The organism is Aquabacterium soli (genome assembly GCF_003933735.1).
Taxonomy (GTDB): Bacteria; Pseudomonadota; Gammaproteobacteria; order Burkholderiales; family Burkholderiaceae_C; genus Aquabacterium; species Aquabacterium soli.
Window position 1 is genome coordinate 24,781 of record NZ_RSED01000026.1, and the last position, 15,277, is coordinate 40,057.

15 protein-coding genes are annotated in these 15,277 nt (G+C 58.7%); 14 read left to right on the forward strand and 1 reads right to left on the reverse strand.

Annotation, left to right across the window (positions count from 1 at the left end):
- Positions 1-267 precede the first annotated feature (267 nt).
- Positions 268-1,488: a DUF1173 family protein gene (locus EIP75_RS21550; protein ID WP_125245262.1), complete on the reverse strand. Its 1,221-nt coding sequence runs from the start codon at positions 1,486-1,488 to the stop codon at positions 268-270.
- A 12-nt stretch (positions 1,489-1,500) separates the two neighbouring features.
- Here EIP75_RS21550 and EIP75_RS21555 point away from each other — a divergent pair, with 12 nt between their 5' ends.
- The 14 genes from EIP75_RS21555 (at position 1,501) to EIP75_RS21620 (ending at position 15,260) form a co-directional block, all read left to right on the forward strand.
- Positions 1,501-1,752, forward strand: coding sequence for a hypothetical protein (locus EIP75_RS21555; RefSeq protein WP_125245263.1), 252 nt, complete (start codon positions 1,501-1,503; stop codon positions 1,750-1,752).
- A gap of 244 nt (positions 1,753-1,996) precedes the next feature.
- Positions 1,997-2,485 (forward strand): lytic transglycosylase domain-containing protein, encoded by a 489-nt coding sequence (locus EIP75_RS21560; protein WP_158622945.1) that lies wholly within the window; start codon positions 1,997-1,999, stop codon positions 2,483-2,485.
- 34 nt (positions 2,486-2,519) lie between these two features.
- On the forward strand, positions 2,520-2,882 hold the full coding sequence (locus EIP75_RS21565) for a TrbC/VirB2 family protein (protein WP_125245265.1): 363 nt from the start codon (positions 2,520-2,522) through the stop codon (positions 2,880-2,882).
- A 14-nt stretch (positions 2,883-2,896) separates the two neighbouring features.
- Positions 2,897-3,220 (forward strand): VirB3 family type IV secretion system protein, encoded by a 324-nt coding sequence (locus EIP75_RS21570; RefSeq protein ID WP_125245266.1) that lies wholly within the window; start codon positions 2,897-2,899, stop codon positions 3,218-3,220.
- A 5-nt stretch (positions 3,221-3,225) separates the two neighbouring features.
- Entirely contained in the window at positions 3,226-5,742 is a 2,517-nt protein-coding gene (locus tag EIP75_RS21575) for a VirB4 family type IV secretion/conjugal transfer ATPase (RefSeq protein ID WP_125245267.1), read from the forward strand.
- Positions 5,743-5,751: 9 nt separating this feature from the next.
- Positions 5,752-6,150, forward strand: coding sequence for a hypothetical protein (locus EIP75_RS21580; RefSeq protein WP_125245268.1), 399 nt, complete (start codon positions 5,752-5,754; stop codon positions 6,148-6,150).
- Positions 6,151-6,158: 8 nt separating this feature from the next.
- Complete coding sequence (locus tag EIP75_RS21585) at positions 6,159-7,355, forward strand: type IV secretion system protein (protein WP_125245269.1); 1,197 nt, start codon at positions 6,159-6,161, stop codon at positions 7,353-7,355.
- A gap of 19 nt (positions 7,356-7,374) precedes the next feature.
- Positions 7,375-8,079: a type IV secretion system protein gene (locus tag EIP75_RS21590; RefSeq protein WP_125245270.1), complete on the forward strand. Its 705-nt coding sequence runs from the start codon at positions 7,375-7,377 to the stop codon at positions 8,077-8,079.
- 19 nt (positions 8,080-8,098) lie between these two features.
- Positions 8,099-8,803 carry a VirB8 family type IV secretion system protein gene (locus EIP75_RS21595; RefSeq protein WP_125245271.1) on the forward strand — a complete coding sequence of 235 codons (705 nt, stop codon included), beginning with the start codon at positions 8,099-8,101 and terminating at the stop codon, positions 8,801-8,803.
- Complete coding sequence (locus tag EIP75_RS21600) at positions 8,800-9,759, forward strand: TrbG/VirB9 family P-type conjugative transfer protein (protein ID WP_125245272.1); 960 nt, start codon at positions 8,800-8,802, stop codon at positions 9,757-9,759. The genes EIP75_RS21595 and EIP75_RS21600 overlap by 4 nt, the downstream gene beginning before the upstream one ends.
- A complete protein-coding gene (locus EIP75_RS21605) occupies positions 9,756-11,345 on the forward strand; it encodes a TrbI/VirB10 family protein (RefSeq protein ID WP_125245273.1) in 1,590 nt (529 codons plus the stop codon). Before EIP75_RS21600 ends, EIP75_RS21605 begins: the two co-directional genes overlap by 4 nt.
- Positions 11,342-12,565, forward strand: coding sequence for a P-type DNA transfer ATPase VirB11 (gene virB11 / locus EIP75_RS21610; RefSeq protein ID WP_125245274.1), 1,224 nt, complete (start codon positions 11,342-11,344; stop codon positions 12,563-12,565). The genes EIP75_RS21605 and virB11 overlap by 4 nt, the downstream gene beginning before the upstream one ends.
- A complete protein-coding gene (locus tag EIP75_RS21615; protein ID WP_125245275.1) occupies positions 12,562-14,475 on the forward strand; it encodes a type IV secretory system conjugative DNA transfer family protein in 1,914 nt (637 codons plus the stop codon). The genes virB11 and EIP75_RS21615 overlap by 4 nt, the downstream gene beginning before the upstream one ends.
- On the forward strand, positions 14,472-15,260 hold the full coding sequence (locus EIP75_RS21620; RefSeq protein ID WP_125245276.1) for an OmpA family protein: 789 nt from the start codon (positions 14,472-14,474) through the stop codon (positions 15,258-15,260). The genes EIP75_RS21615 and EIP75_RS21620 overlap by 4 nt, the downstream gene beginning before the upstream one ends.
- The last annotated feature ends 17 nt before the right edge of the window (positions 15,261-15,277 follow it).

Here is a 15,277-nt window from a genome sequence, read left to right on the forward strand (position 1 = left end):
CGGGCAAGCGCAGCGCGCAGCGAAGGCCTCAGGCCGCAGCGGAGGCGTCAGGCATACGGAAGGCTGCCGCAGGCAGTCCCCGAAGGGGATGAGCGCGAAGGCGCGAACCTGCAGGACGCCGACCCGGCAAAGCCGGGGGACGCCATGGCCTTTCCCNAAGGGGATGAGCGCGAAGGCGCGAACCTGCAGGACGCCGACCCGGCAAAGCCGGGGGACGCCATGGCCTTTCCCATTGAACCGTTTCCCGTGGGAAACGACGGTTCCCGATCACGGCCGTTCATGCTGCCCGACCATCCGCTGAGGCAGGTCCGGCATTGGATCATTGGCTGTTGACCACTGCCAAGCTTGCATATTGCTTTGCGTGGACAGCTCGTCCATCACCTTGTCGTATTCACCTTCAAGGCCTTGGGGCACGACAAACATCGCGGTAGATTGATCCCCTGTATCTTGCAGCACTGCGCACGCCAAAGGCTTGTCAGAGGGTAAGTTATAGCGGAGCCCCCGCGTGAACCTGCGCTGATTGGTGTGCAGCTTTGCCATCAGCTCCCATTCAAACATCGACTCGAATGGCAGCCATTGATCGTTCACGTTCATCAAGCAAGCCGATTCGAGCGAGTAGAGCCCTTGGGCCGAGCGTGAGATCGTGGCGATCATCATGAGTTTGGACCCCTCAAGCTGCCCCCACAGTTGCAGCTGATGGCCGAACCGCTTGAGCAAGTGCTTGTGCATGTCGTCCGTGACCATCAGCTTGATATCGGGCATGTGCTTGATCACCATCGACTTCCCGAAGCGAGCTTCTTCCGCGAGCTGCTTGACCTCGGCAATCATGACCATACGGGCTGATGTTGACTCAGCGAGCCGGGAGAGCGCTTCTCGCTGTCGATTGCGGATCTCGTCGGCGCGCTCCGTCGAAAAGGATTCTGGAATGAACAACACGTCGAGCAGCGCTTGGCCCTTCGTGGTCTTGGAACTGGCGGCATTCAGGAGTTCACGCCGGACAATCCACCACGAGCGCCTGCCCGTCATGGCGGGGGTCCACCTTGTCAGGCCGGCCTCATCCATCAGGAAGTGGAGAAGGCCACGCATCGTGAGCTTTGTGCCGTCACTGCGCACGCTTTCGTGCTCGACTTCGGGCGCTGCGCCTGGCTGGCGTGATCGGCCCTTGGTTAGCGCGAAGTCAAGGGCAAGGGTCGTGGTCTGCGTCTCCAGCTCTTCCCTGATTGCCGAGCCGTTGACCTGGCCGAGGCCGGACAACTCAGGCGGAGGTTCGTAGTGTTCACAGTGAGGTGCATGAAGGGGCCCGGAATACGGCAGCCGCTTGAGAAGGTACTGACCCCGGGCAAGCGCAATGTATAGTGCAGGCCGTTCGCCTTGCACCAGGCACTGACAGATAGGCCGCAGCTTGGCTGCATAGCCCTTTTGCAGGATGCGCTGCCAGCTCTCATGCTCTGGCGAGTAGACGTGGTTACCAAACAGGTACTTGGGCATACACAGATTCCTATGAGCGGCGCAGACACAGTTAAGAAGACCCGCAAAAAGCGGCGCGGGCCTGGCACCGACAACCCCATACGTCCGGGGTTTACTTTGCGACTTGAAAAGGACACGCTAGATCGTCTGAACAAGATGCTCTTGTCCTATGAGGGCTCACGCAATGAGTACATCGAGCGGCTGATCGAGTTCGATTTGCAGTATCGAGAACGCATCAAGCCGCTGAACACGTCAGTGGACCCTGACAGGGAAGAAAAACCCTAGCTGTCAAAGCGTACAGCAATCCAACCCCTTATCGTGGTATCACGTTAAGGGGATTTTTCATTCTCCCGTAATTTTCCATGCTGCAAAAAAACCCCCCAAAAGAGGGATAAACGCCGATGTAACAGCATGTTTCATAGCTAGACCGGCTTTACGTCACATCTCGTCGGATCTTGACAGGATGTCTGGTATCATCAACCATAAATAAAGTGATACCACATTAAAGCTAGGTGAGGTTATGGTGTTGATGGACTTCGATGCCCTCGCGACGAGGTGCGCCCCGAACGTGGAACCGTCCACGCTTCGCGCAATGGCCACCGTCGAATCGAGTCTCAACCCTCACGCTATCGGTGTGGTCAAAGGCCGACTTAGCCGGCAACCCGCGAACCTCTCTGAGGCCATCAGCACTGTGATGGCACTGCAAAAGCAGGGAGTGCTTTTCTCAGCCGGGATTGTCCAGATCTACGTCAAGAACTGGCCTGCATACAACCTCGATCACGAGACCGTCTTTGACGCATGCGCCAACCTGCGCGCGGCATCCGGCATCTTGACCAACTGCTATGTACGCGCAGGAGGCAAGAGCGGTGACCCCCAAGTGGCATTGCGCAAGGCCTTGAGTTGCTACTACTCAAACAACTTCGTCACGGGCTTCAACGAAGGCTACGTGCAACGTGTTGTCTCGGCCGCAAGAAATTTCGACGCATCCGCGCGAAACCCCGCCCGCAAGGGCCCTTAAACCTGAACTGGAGATCTCTCTCATGAACGCAACGATGACGGCTGCCGCGCCCCTTTTCGACCAGCGCCGCGCCAAGCTTCTCAAGAACCTGCTGATGTACGGCTTTCTCTTCGCATTGCTGGCTCTGATGATGTTCGAGCCGGCCTTCGCTACTGGCACTGGAACAACAACCGGCACGGGTGGTGCTGCTGCGGCTCAGACCCGTATCACGAACGTGGCCCTCGGCTGGCAGAACATCGTGATGGGTGTGGGCGTGGCCATCCTGGTGATCGCATGGTCTGTGATCGGCTACGCGATCGCATTCAATGGCAAGACCATGAAGGACATGCAAGGTCCGGCGATCGGCACAACAGTCGCAGGCCTGGCACCCGTGCTGGTCGGCTGGCTGTTCAGCTAAGCAGTTAGCCCGTCATGCAAGAAGACTTCTTCGATCCCATCTACAAGGGCTGCACGGCACCCAGCACGATTGCTGGCGTGCCGTTGATTCCTTTCATCCTGGGCGGGCTGGTGACAGCCCAACTCACGGTGTTGAGCTTCTACTTTTTCAGCCTGCCCGTTGCCATGGTGTTCGTGGTGATGGGGCTGGCTGCATACCTGTGGGCCCGCCGGTTGGGATCGAACGATGAGCACCGTCTCTTGCAATTCATGCTCAAGGCGCGAATGCGTGGTCGGCAGAAGGCCACGCGCAGGTTTTGGGGAGCGGTCAGCTTCTCGCCACTCCCACCCAGAAAGTGAACCCCATGTTCTTCAAGAAGTCAGGCGATCTCAACGAGTCCAAAGCCCTCGGAAAGGGCGAAGTTCATGTTGCGCATTACATCCCGATGGGGGTTCACATCGCGCCAGATGTTGTCAAGTTGCGTGAAAACGGTGATGTCTGTGCAACCTGGCGGTTGCACGGCATCCCTTTTGAAACGGCCTCGGCCGATCAGATTGCAAGCGCCAAGCGCGAGTTGGTGAACTTTCTGCACGGTGTGCGCGGCTCGGAGATCTCCGAGCCGTGTGCCATTTGGGTTCACCGTGTGCGCAGGCGTTTCACGGACCGCCTCAAGGGGCGGTTCCCGAACGACTTTGCACAACAGCTCAATGACAAGTATTACGACAAGCTCGGCGAGCAGACGATGCTCAAGAATGAGCTGTATTTCACACTGCTGCTGCGGCCGACGATGACGGCCAGCGGCGTGATGAAGAAGCTGAGAACGCGCAACGAACACAGCCTCAACGAGTTCGATGCCGAGGTGCTGGAACGGTTCTCGGCTTTGACGACTTCGGTTGAGGCCAGCTTGCGCAAGTACGGTGGTGAGCGGCTGACATCCCACCCCCGGACCTTGAAGAGCGGAGAGGTCCGCCACCAGTCGGAAATGCTGTCGTTCTACCGCTTCCTGCTGACTGGTCACTATGAGCCGGTCGATATCGACCCTGCGCCGATCTACAACTACCTGTGTGACGCCCGCCTGTTTGCCGGGGACACAAACGGTGTAGTCCAGGTTCAGCGGGTGGATGGCCGCAGCTTTGTCGGCTACCTCGACTTTCTCGACTATCCCGAAATGTCCGAGCCAGGCATGAACAACTGCCTGTTCTATGGCGACTATGAGTTCATCGAAACGCAGAGTTTCAGCTTCTTGAACAAGCGTGATGGTGTGGAAGCCCTGGACCTACAGCGCAAGCGCCTGGTCAGTGGCGGTGAGGGCTCCGATGAACAAATCCAAGGGATGAATGACGCTCTTGAAGATGTGCGCAACGGGCGTGTCTTCATGGGTGAGTACCACTACAGCCTGGGTATCCTGGGGCAGACCATTGACAAGGTCCGCAAGGGTATGTCGAACGCCCGGGCAGCGCTCCAAGAAGATGTAGGCTACAAGGTCGCGACGGTAGACGTGATACCCGAATGCGCGCATTTTGCTCAGTTGCCTGGCAATTGGGCTTGGCGTCCGAGGTCGGCCAAGATCTCATCCCGCAACTTTGCGTGCATGTCCCCGATGCACAACTTTGACCTCGGCAAGCGTGGCGGCAATCCCTGGGGCGAGGCCATCGCTGTTCTGCAAACTCCAGCACGCCAACCGTTCTATCTCAACCTGCACCAGATGGTGCTGGGTCGTAACCGTCTTGGGGAGAAAGACCCGGGCAACACGTTCATCTGCGGCATGACCGGCACTGGCAAATCGGTGCTGCTGGGCTTCCTCGTGACCTTGCTGCTCAAGGTGCTGGGGTTGCGTGTCCTGTTCTTCGACAAGGATCGTGGCGCGGAGATTCTGATCCGCCGGCTGGGTGGCAGATATCGTCAGCTCCAGCGTGGTCAGCCAACGGGCTTCAATCCGTTCCAGTGGGCGCCCACTGAAAGCAACATCAAGTTCACTGAACAGTTGGTGATGCAGTGTGCGCGCCGCTCACCAAACGAAGCGCTGCCTATTGAGGTTGAAAACCAGATCATCACCTCTGTTCGTCGCGTGTTCTCTCTGCCTGCCAAAGAAGCGCGGCGGATCAGCGCCATCATGCAGCTCGTGGGGGAAAACAGCGAAGTAGGGCAGCGCCTGGCGAAGTGGTGCCGTACCCAAACCAGGCAGGGTGCAAATGCCTGGGTGTTGGATAACGCGGTCGATACGACCGATTTCTCAGGCAGCAACCTGTTTGGTTTCGACTACACCGCGTTCCTTGAGGATGAAGAGGTCGGCCCGATCATCCTGGCTTACATCCTTGAGGCGGCAAATTCGCTCATCGATGGCAAGCCCTTCGTGTACGTCATGGAAGAGTTCGCCAAGATGGTGTCGGCAAAGAGCCAGGCCTTGGTGGAGTTTGCGCGCGACAAGCAAACCACGATCCGCAAGCTCAACGGCTTGGGCGTCTTTGTGACGCAGAGCCCGAGCCAGCTTGATCCCAACCGCTTCCCGATCGGCTCGACCATCCGTGAGCAGTGTGTGACGCAGATCTATCTGCCAAACCCCGGCGCCGACTATGCCGACTATGTGGAGAACTTCAAGCTCACTGAAACCGAGTTCGACACGATCAAGAACCTTGCCCCTGACAGCCGGTGTTTCCTGGTCAAGCAAGGCGAGCGCAGCACGGTCTGTTCGCTCGACCTGTACGGTTTCACCGATGAGCTGGAGATCCTGACCGGCACGCCTGAAAGCGTTGAACTCTGCGAAGCAGTGCGCAAGGAATTGAAGACGGACGATCCCGAGGTGTGGGCTCCTGTGTTCCTTGAGCGCTTGAAGCATCAAAAGCACACGTCTAAACAGGCGCTGATGCGCGCCATGGCTTGAGGGGGAGTTATGAAGCTGAAAGTGAACACCATCAAAGGTTGCGCACTCCTGGCCATGTCGCTTGTCCTGGTGGCTTGCGGCAAGCAAGACCAGCCTGACGCAAAGGCGTTTCCCACGGGAAACGCTGGCTCTGTCATCACCGCTGCTGACTGTGACAAGTTGGAAGACCCCAAGCCTGCTGATGAGAGCGCTGCAGGGCGCGCCAAGGCCGTGAGCGCGGGGCAAGCTGCACGTTCAGCATGCAAGAAGGGCGCAGCTCAAGGGACGGGGGCTGATGACCTGGCGCGCATTCGCGAAATCAAAGAGGCCGAGTTGGCCGATCAGACCAGTGCGAAGCAAGCCGAGGGCGAGTTTCGCAAGGGCATCAAAGAAGGCGGCGCCCGTCCTGTGCGCGACTTCAAGTACTGAGGTTCACCATGGGTTTTCTTGCAGAAACCGAGACGGCAGTTACCTCAGGCTTCACCGCTGTAGCCACAGCATTTGGCGGGGGGTTGCTTGACACGTTCAGACCGGCGTTCATCGTCGGTTTTGGTATTTGGATCATGTTTATTGCCTATGAGGTTGCTTTCGGCGGTTCAGAGGACGGCTTCACCTACATCTTCACCAAGGTGGGGCGAATCTTCTTTATCGGGGTCATAGCGCTCTATGGATGGCCTTCGCTTGCAGAGCTGCTGGACGCAGTCAAAGAAGGGTTTGTTGGTTCAAACACCGTATCGACCATCCTGGAGACAAACCTCATCAATCCGATCATGGACTTGTGGGCGAGGTTGTGGGACTGGTTCACATCGACCCTGGCCGACATCGGATGGACGGAACTGGGGCGGCTGTTGTCCACGCTGGCCATGTTTGGCTTCATGTTCGTTGCATACGCCCTGATGTCTGCGGCAGTCGCGATCTTCGGTGTGATCGCCTTGGCGATGTACCTCGTCGCCAACTCGGTGTTCATCCTGCTGATGGCCATTGGCCCGTTCTTTCTGCTGTGCCTGGCCTTCCCATTCATGCAGAGGTTTTTTGAAACCTTCATCGGGAACGTCATGACCGCCATACTTGGGATGGCCTTCGCTGTGTTGATGGTGATGTTTGTTGCGAACCTGTTCGGCCTCACAAACATACAGGCCGTAGTGCCGACTGCAACTGACCCAGCCACGATCAGTGAATACGCCAAGTCTCTTGCCGTGTTGTTCTGCTCGAAGGCAGCGATGTCGCTGCTGATCATCTACCTCTACTACAAGGTGTTTGACCTGGCATCTGCCCTCGGCGGCGGATTGAACATGGGGAACAACATGGTCGGTGGTGTCCGCTCCATCCTGCGCGATTTGCAGCGCTCTTCGGGGGGCGGCTCACGTCAAGCCAACAACTCCATTTCGCAGGGCCGTGGTAGCCCCGCAGGTGGCGGCGGTGGCAGTTCAGGCGCATCGCAGCGCGCCCGTAGGGCAAACACGACGCTGACCGGCATGGGCGTGTCAGCAGGAGGGGCTGCAATCTCCGCAGTTGGTCAAGGGGCCATTGCGGGCGCACAGGGGCTGGGGCGTCTGGCCGGCCGAGCTGGGTCGGTTGGGCGCTTTGCGTACAACCGCTATTCGCAAAACACCAATCGCATTAGCGCTCGGTGAACTTCAACAGGAGAGAGTCATGAAAATTCGCAAGTTCGTTCTGAGCGCCGCCATGATGGTGATGGCGCTTTTTGCTGCTGGGCCAGCGAAGGCCGGCATTCCCGTGATCGATGGCGCGAACCTTGCGCAGCAGATCCAGCAAGTCATTTCCTGGACCAACCAGGCCCAGCAGATGATCGACCAGATCAACAAGCTGCAGGCGCAGATCAGCCAGCTCCAGACCATGACCTCGAAGCTGGAGGGCATCCGCAACCTCGGCACAATCTTGAATGATCCGACGATCAGTTCGGTGTTGCCCGCCGACATGCGCGATGCCTCGCAGCTCTTGCTGAACCCCACGGCTCTCACAACCAGCACGGAGAGCTTGAATCAGATCATGAGCGCTTTTGGCGTCAATGCTCCGACCAATGGCACCTCGGGAAAATCTGCTGCCGATGCCCTGGGCAAGATTCAGCAGATCCTGTCATCGACACAAAGCCGGGCCACGCAACTCCAGGCCCTCGCCACTCGTGTCAACACAACAACCGATGCCAAGGATTCCTTGGACATGGTGAACCGCAATGTGCTGGAAGCGGCGAACGTGAGCAATCAGATGACGCAGACCATGGCTGCGATCGAGGCTCAACGACAAGCAGCAGCGCTCAAGAAGCTGGCAGAAGACCAGGCGTATTTCGAAGCCATCAAGACGGGTGGCTCGCAGCCCATCCGGACCTTCGCGTATTGAACCCACGAGAGAGACCCGTATGAGTATCTTTTCAAAAGGCGCCGATTGGGAGGCCACGCGTCTCTCAGATCTGGTTAAGAGTCGCAACCTGGCATGGACGTTCGCCGGGATGATGGGCTTGTGCCTCGTTGTCGCACTGATCGCGTTGGCCATGCTGACACCGCTCCGGCGTACGGTCCCGTACCTCGTGAAGCAGGATGCTCAGACGGGGAACATCGAAGTACTTCAAGCGTTTGACAATCGAGTGATCGGCAACCAGGAGTTGCTGAACAAGTATTGGGCGCGTCGCTATGTCGTGTCCCGTGAGCAGTACAACTGGTATCTGGTTGCCAATGACTATGACTCGGTGGCGGCCATGACCGATCCGGCCATCTTCAACGAGTACGGCTCCCAGTTCGTTGGTGACAAGGGCCTTGACAAGCTGTTCGGTGACTTCACCGAGCGTCGAATCAAGATCCTGTCCGTTGCTCCTTCACCGACCAACGCACAGCAGATGGTGGTGCGCTTTGAGCGCACTACTGTCTCTAAGGGAAATGTCGTGGAAGCCCCGACCGTGTTTGTCGCCAACATGACTTTTCGCTACAACCCGAACGCCTATGCCTCTGAGTCAGAACTGATTCGCAACCCCATGGGTTACCAAGTGTTCTCGTATCGACGGGACGTTGAATCTCAAGGGACTGTGACGCCCCGTGCGCAAGCGGCCGGGCAGGGAGGTGGAGCATGAAAGCGAACATCAAGTCAAGCGTGGCCCTGGCTGCGCTCGCCGTACTTGTGGGCACGGCATCGGCCGCAGTGGTTCCCACGCCAAGTAGCCACGATTCCCGCATCAGGATCGTGCCTTACGAGCCGAACAATGTCACGGTGGTGAACGTGCAACGAGGGGTTGTCACCCGAATCATGCTGGAGCAGGACGAGCGCATCGTGCTGCCGGCAGTGGGGCTGAGCAGCGACTGTGAGCGTGAGGCCGATGAATGGTGCATCAGCGCTGTCGTGGGCACGAATCAAATTGTCGTCCGCCCTCGTGACAATGCCGTTCGCAACAACCTAGAGCTGACTACGAGCAAGCGCGATTACTCCATCGAGTTCAAGGTCATCCCCGAGGGAGCCGGTCTTCCTGATGCCAGGTCTGCCAAACGCGAAGTTGCGTTCTATCGCGTCATATTCGAGTATCCCAAGCCGAAGTCTTTGGCGCCAGTAATGACAGAGGGCGATCGCGCCGCAGCCGTGGACGGCCTGCTGCGCCGGGTAGACGCCGCGGCGTCTCGTCCACTGCCGCAGTCTGTCGATCCCGACTACGGGATGACCCCTGTGCAACGCCTTCAAGCGGAAGGCATCCAGGTACGCAACAGCAACTACACCAAGCAGGTGCTGGACAAGGGCGAAGATGCTGACCCGACCATGGTGTTCGACGATGGTCGATTCACCTACTTTGAGTACCCCGGTGCACGGGAGATCCCTGCAGTCTTTGCCGAAGGCAGCGACGGTCAGCCCACGCGCGTGAACTGGCACATGAACGGCAATTTTCTTGTTGTCCAGCGGACTGCGAAGAAGTTCACCCTTCGCCTTGGCGAGGCGGTCGTAGGCATCTTCAACGAGTCCTATGACAGCACGGGCATCGAGACGCCCACTTCCACCGTCTCGCCTGCCGTGGTGCGGGAAGTGAAAGGCGGTGCCAAGTGACTGAAGTGAACAACAACATCATCGAGCCGGATGATCCGTCCGCGTTGAATGCTCCGGTCGCACAAGAAACCCTGCCGCCGAGCGAGAACATCGTCTCGGTCAACCGCACGGGCAAGTCTGACAACAAGTTCGCCAAGGGCATGTTCTTTCTCGTGGTCGGCTCGATCTTGGTCGGCCTGCTGGCCTGGATGAGTCAGAGTTGGCTGAATACACAGAAGGCGCACCTCCGGGCCAGCGCCGCGCCGAAGTCAGCGGAGGACACCTCGCAGGTATTCAACCCTGAGAAGACCGGCAGCGGGCTGCCCAAGCCAAAGCTGGGGGCTGACAGCGGGCAAACGCCACCCTCTCAGGTTGCTGCAGCAAGTGGCGTCCAACCAGGCCAGCACCGTGAGGATGGCCTTCGCCCGCTACGGGGCGCTGACGGTAAGGTGATGGTCAATCCACAAGGCCAGGCCATGGCGGTCGACAAAGATGGGAATGTTGTCACGGTCCCTGCGATCGACGCCCAGATGGAGGGTTCGGCACAAGGCGGGCGCAAGCCGCTACCTGGTGAAGCGGGGGGGCAGGCCCAAGCGCAGGCAGGAGGCGGTCAGAACGCGCAGGCCAAACCCGCCAGCCGATTCGGCGGATCGCTGTTTGTAGGGGCTGCGCCTAAGGCTAGTCCTGTAAACGCCTCGGGCGGCAATACAAGCAGTTCCCCTACAACCATCGAGCAGCTTCAAGCCAAGCAGATCGAGCAAACACAGCAGCTCGCCAACTCCTTGCGGGGCTTGGGTCTGATGGGCGGTCAAGGGGCAAGCACCTCAACGCCATCCAGCCCGCCCACTGGGGCCACGCCAGCACCTTACCCGGGGGCCGCGTTGAACACCCCACCAGATCAGGCGAGGCCTGGAACGATCGGTAGCACGCTCTACAGTAGCTCGACTCCAACGGCCATAGCTCGGCAGTTTCCTGACCAAAATCTGGTGCTCCCGAAGGGCCGAACGGCCGACTGCATCTTGACAGGCCGCATCATGGATGAGGTGCCAGGGTTTACAACGTGTGTCCTGGCTACCAACCTCTACGGTGACAACGGCAAGGTTCTCTTACTTGAACGCGGGAGCGAACTGGCCGGGGAGTACGGTGTCACCAATCAGTTGGGCCTTGAGCGACTGTTTGTCACATGGACTCGTGCAAAGACCAAGAACGGCGTTGATATCGACCTGTCCTCGCCTGGTTCTGATCGCCTGGGCACCTCCGGTTTGCCTGGCCACCTGGACAACCGCTGGGGGGCTCGTATCGGGGCTGCGTTCCTTGTTTCTCTGGTGAAAGACATCACGGTTGCTGTGATCAACAACCAGCAAAAGGAAAACAACGCGAATGGCACCTCGGTGAACGTGACGACGCCAACAGGGCAGAACACGATCAACGCGTCGGCTGGCCTGGCCGAGGAAATCATCAAGCAAACGATCAGGGTGCGCCCACGCTTGACCATCAATGAGGGTGAGCGCATTTCGATCACCGTTGCCCGTGATCTGGATTTCTCATCGGTTTACGCCCTGCAAATGGCCGGCCGAGGGGGTTCTGCAAAGGTGGCTGCCAAATGACCCAGGTTCTCGACTTCCCCGGCAGCCTAAAGGCCGAGGCCGCTGGTCATGCCTCTTCGGGGGTGACCAGCGGCCCAGAGCAATGGTTCAGTGATGAGCACGTTTTCGGGGAAGTCCTGGCCAGCGACACAGTGGTGCGCGGTTATCTCCGCCCCATCAAAAAGCACCTGTTGGAGCACCAGGCCACTGAAATCTGGATCAACAAGCCAGGCGAATTGATCATCCAGCTCGAAACCGGCAATATCACTGTGCAGGAGCCTGCACTTGACTTTGCCGCGTTGGATGCGATGGCCCAAGCCATTGCGGTGTACTCGCCGCAACAGCAATCAGTGGGGGCCAAGTGCCCATTGCTGTCTGCCACGATGCCTGATGGCGAGCGGATTCAGGTGGTGATGCCGCCGGCCGTTGAGCCTGGCATGGTCAGCATGTCGATCCGGATTCCCAAGTCAGAGATCATTCCTCTGACCGTCTACCAGGAGTCCGGTGCCTTCTCTAAGTTCGTGTGGGCACGCCCTGAAAACCTCAAGGCAGCATTGGAGATCTTGGACCCTGTAGACCGCGAGCTGTGCGAAATGCTGGCCGCTGGTGATCTTCACGGCTTCCTGATTCGCTCGATCCAGGCCAAGAAGAACACAGGCGTCATCGGAGACACAGGCTCAGGCAAGACCACGCTCATGAAGTCGATGTGCCAACACATCCCGCTTCATGAGCGTCTGATCACGGTTGAGGATGTCCGCGAGCTGATGCTGCCCATGCACCACAACCGGGTTCATCTGCTTTACAGCAAGAACTCGATGGGGATCGCCAAGGTGACGCCGGCAGATCTGATCGGCTCGCTCATGCGGATGGCGCCCGATCGTGCATTGCTGGCCGAGCTTCGCAGTTCCGAAGCGTGGGACTTTCTCAAATTGCTGACCACGGGGCACAGCGGGTCGATCACGTCTTGGCATGCCGAAAGCTGCGCCCTGGGATCGGAACGCTTCGTGTTCATGTGCAAGGAAAACGGTGAAGCTGCCACCCTGGCGCGCGACGAGATCAAGCATCTCTACACACTCACGATCGATGTCGTGATCCACATGACGCGCAGGATTGTCTATGACACGCAGGGTAAGCAGATCGCCTACGAACGCTTTGTCGATGAGGTCTATTTCGATCCGTGGGCCAAGGCAAGAGCACGCTTCGGTGATCGTACCTTGGGTGAGGGAAGGGGCCTCGAATGAAGTTCAAGACCGTGGCCCTTTCCCTGGTTGTCGCAGCCTGGCTGGGTGGTGGTGCTTGGGCGCTACGCTATGCCGCTGGCGGACTGTTTTTAATCGCGCACAAGACCGACCCTCGCCAGGTTCAGGCCGAGACATGGCAGGAATACTGGGCAGACTACAAGGACGACAAGAAAGAGCGGAAGAAGCTGCAGGGCTCGATGGGCTTTGCAGCCTTCGGCATCTTTGGGTTGCCCCTGCTGCTGTACCTCTTTGCCGCCGGGAAGTCGCGCAGCCTCCACGGTGATGCGCGCTGGGCAACCGCTGGTGAGGTCAGCAAAGCTGATCTGTTCGCCGAAGAGGGGCTGATCCTTGGGAAGTTCGGGGACAAGTACCTCATGATGAACGAGGCCAAGTTCGTCATGCTGGTCGCACCGACTCGCAGTGGCAAGGGTGTCGGAACAATCATCCCGAACCTGCTCAACTGGAATCAATCGGTCATCGTCGTTGACATCAAGGGTGAAAACTTTGATGCCACATCCGGCTTTCGAGCCAAGCATGGTCAGGAGGTTTACAAGTTCGCGCCCTACGACGAGAACTTTGAAACCCATGGCAGCAATCCGCTCACCTATGTAAACCGCGATCCTCGCTTTGTGGTGGGCGAGTTGCAGAGCATCGGCTACATGCTGTATCCGAAGCGTGACGGCGACGGCCAGTTCTGGAATGACGCGGCCCGCAACCTGTTTGTCGCCGTCAGCCTCTATTGCCTGGAGTCAGGCTACCAATTCACGATCGGTGAGGTGCTTCGGCGGTCAAACGGGGGAGGGCGACCGAAAGACTTCTGGCAAGGCGTGGTTGACAGTGGTGTTGCCGCCACCGGCCAGGCCTTGAGCAAGCACTGTCTGGATGCCTTGAGTCAGTTTGTCAGCAACTCCGACAACACACTCACAAGCATTCTTTCGACGTTCAGCGCCCCCCTCGGGGCCTTTGCCAATCCAGCTGTGGATGCGGCCACCAGCCGCGACGATTTCGACCTCAGGGACATTCGCCGCCGCAAGATGACGATCTATGTTGTCATTCCACCGAACCGTTTGGCCGAGGCCTCGTTGTTGATCAACCTGTTTTTCAGCATCGCCATCGACCAGAACACGAAGACACTGCCAGAGAAGGACCGTTCGCTCAAGTACCTGGCGCTGCTGCTGCTGGATGAGTTCCCCGCGCTTGGACGGGTGGACAAGTATGTGAAGTCAATCGGGTACATCGCCGGCTACGGCTTGCGCTCGATGATGATCGCCCAGTCGATCAGCCAGCTCAAGGACAGAGAGCTCTATGGGGATGAAGGCACGCGTACGCTGGCCACCAACCACATGGTTCAGATCATCTATGCCCCGCGAGAGCAGCAGGATGCGCAGGAGTACAGCGAAATCCTGGGTTACTACGGGCTGAACAGTACCAGCAAGGGCACATCCCGAGGTCGTGGCTCGGTCACGAACAGCGAGAACATCAGCGAACAGAAGAGGGCGCTGATGCTGCCGCAGGAACTGCGTGAAATGGGCCCCGATCGCGTCATCGTGATGGCCGACAACTGCAAGCCCATCTACGGCGACAAGATCAAGTACTACGCCGACCCCGCTTTCAAGGATCGCGTCCTGCCGCCCGTCAAGGTTCCCGCCCTGGATATCGACGCCTTTATTGCCAGGTCAGAGGGGCGTGTTCGCCCGGCCGAGCCTGGTGAGCAGGTGCCGGCCAGCAGGCTGGCTGTGAATCTGGAGACGATGCCAGTCGTGACCAACAAGATCGAGCCGATTGCACAAGAGGTGCAGGCAGTTGCCGATTGGCTTTTTACAAATGTGCAGTGGACCCAAGCGGCCACAGACAACGCGCAGCCCGAGGTGGTTGCCGTCAACCCAAACGAAATGGAGATGGTTCAATGAAGATCGAACATGCAGCTAAGCTGGTTGGCTTGTCTCTCTGCCTGGCGGGCAGCGTCGTGCAGCTCGGTGGCTGCGCGTCCGTTCCCAAGCCCGCCGAGGCCGATGGCAGTGCACGAGTGCCGGCCAATGACCCCGCCCGTGTCCAGGCGTTCCAGCAGCAGGTCACGCAAGACCGCGAAATGCTGACCGAGAACAACCTGCTCAAGGCTCAGGTTGCCACACTCCAGCAAAAGCTCAACGAGTTGTCCACGGTCCTGCGTGAAGCTGTTTTGCTGCCTCAGGTGGCGCCGCGCCCGCCGGCGCCGCCTGTCGCTGCACCGAACGCCAAACCCGTGGCACCAGCTTCCACTTTGCCGGCCGCTGCACCTTCTCAGCAGCAGTCGAAGCTGGTTTCACCGTTGCCTGCCTATGCATACCGGACAACGCAGTTCGGGGTGCTCATCCGTGTGAACCATCCGTTCGCTCGCACAGAGTTTGAACCTTCCGAGGCAGCAGCGCAGGCCCTGCGCGTCAAAGTGCGGGGAGCCGAAGCCATCGAAGTTCGCGGCTATACCGACAGCAATGTGGTGAACCCGATTGACCGGCTCATCGCGATCGAGCGCGCACAGAAGGCGCGAACCTGGTTGATCAACAACGGGGCCGAGCCCGCTGTGATCACCACCAAGTCATTCACGGCTGGGCGGTTCATGGCCGACAACCGAACTCAGCAAGGCCGGTCTCTGAACCGCCGCGTTGAGATCGATATCCGCAACCCGAAGTTGAACGCCAACCCCGTCGCCATGTGAGCGACTGAACCAGGAGC

What these genes read in the sequence shown, in the direction of transcription:
- EIP75_RS21565 (WP_125245265.1), top strand. Translation starts at nt 2,520, where the DNA reads ATGACGGCTGCCGCGCCCCTTTTCGACCAGCGCCGCGCCAAGCTTCTC.
- EIP75_RS21600 (WP_125245272.1), top strand. Translation starts at nt 8,800, where the DNA reads ATGAAAGCGAACATCAAGTCAAGCGTGGCCCTGGCTGCGCTCGCCGTA.
- EIP75_RS21555 (WP_125245263.1), top strand. Translation starts at nt 1,501, where the DNA reads ATGAGCGGCGCAGACACAGTTAAGAAGACCCGCAAAAAGCGGCGCGGG.
- EIP75_RS21615 (WP_125245275.1), top strand. Translation starts at nt 12,562, where the DNA reads ATGAAGTTCAAGACCGTGGCCCTTTCCCTGGTTGTCGCAGCCTGGCTG.
- EIP75_RS21560 (WP_158622945.1), top strand. Translation starts at nt 1,997, where the DNA reads ATGGACTTCGATGCCCTCGCGACGAGGTGCGCCCCGAACGTGGAACCG.
- virB11 (WP_125245274.1), top strand. Translation starts at nt 11,342, where the DNA reads ATGACCCAGGTTCTCGACTTCCCCGGCAGCCTAAAGGCCGAGGCCGCT.
- EIP75_RS21590 (WP_125245270.1), top strand. Translation starts at nt 7,375, where the DNA reads ATGAAAATTCGCAAGTTCGTTCTGAGCGCCGCCATGATGGTGATGGCG.
- EIP75_RS21570 (WP_125245266.1), top strand. Translation starts at nt 2,897, where the DNA reads ATGCAAGAAGACTTCTTCGATCCCATCTACAAGGGCTGCACGGCACCC.
- EIP75_RS21575 (WP_125245267.1), top strand. Translation starts at nt 3,226, where the DNA reads ATGTTCTTCAAGAAGTCAGGCGATCTCAACGAGTCCAAAGCCCTCGGA.
- EIP75_RS21585 (WP_125245269.1), top strand. Translation starts at nt 6,159, where the DNA reads ATGGGTTTTCTTGCAGAAACCGAGACGGCAGTTACCTCAGGCTTCACC.
- EIP75_RS21595 (WP_125245271.1), top strand. Translation starts at nt 8,099, where the DNA reads ATGAGTATCTTTTCAAAAGGCGCCGATTGGGAGGCCACGCGTCTCTCA.
- EIP75_RS21620 (WP_125245276.1), top strand. Translation starts at nt 14,472, where the DNA reads ATGAAGATCGAACATGCAGCTAAGCTGGTTGGCTTGTCTCTCTGCCTG.
- EIP75_RS21550 (WP_125245262.1), bottom strand. Translation starts at nt 1,488, where the DNA reads ATGCCCAAGTACCTGTTTGGTAACCACGTCTACTCGCCAGAGCATGAG.
- EIP75_RS21580 (WP_125245268.1), top strand. Translation starts at nt 5,752, where the DNA reads ATGAAGCTGAAAGTGAACACCATCAAAGGTTGCGCACTCCTGGCCATG.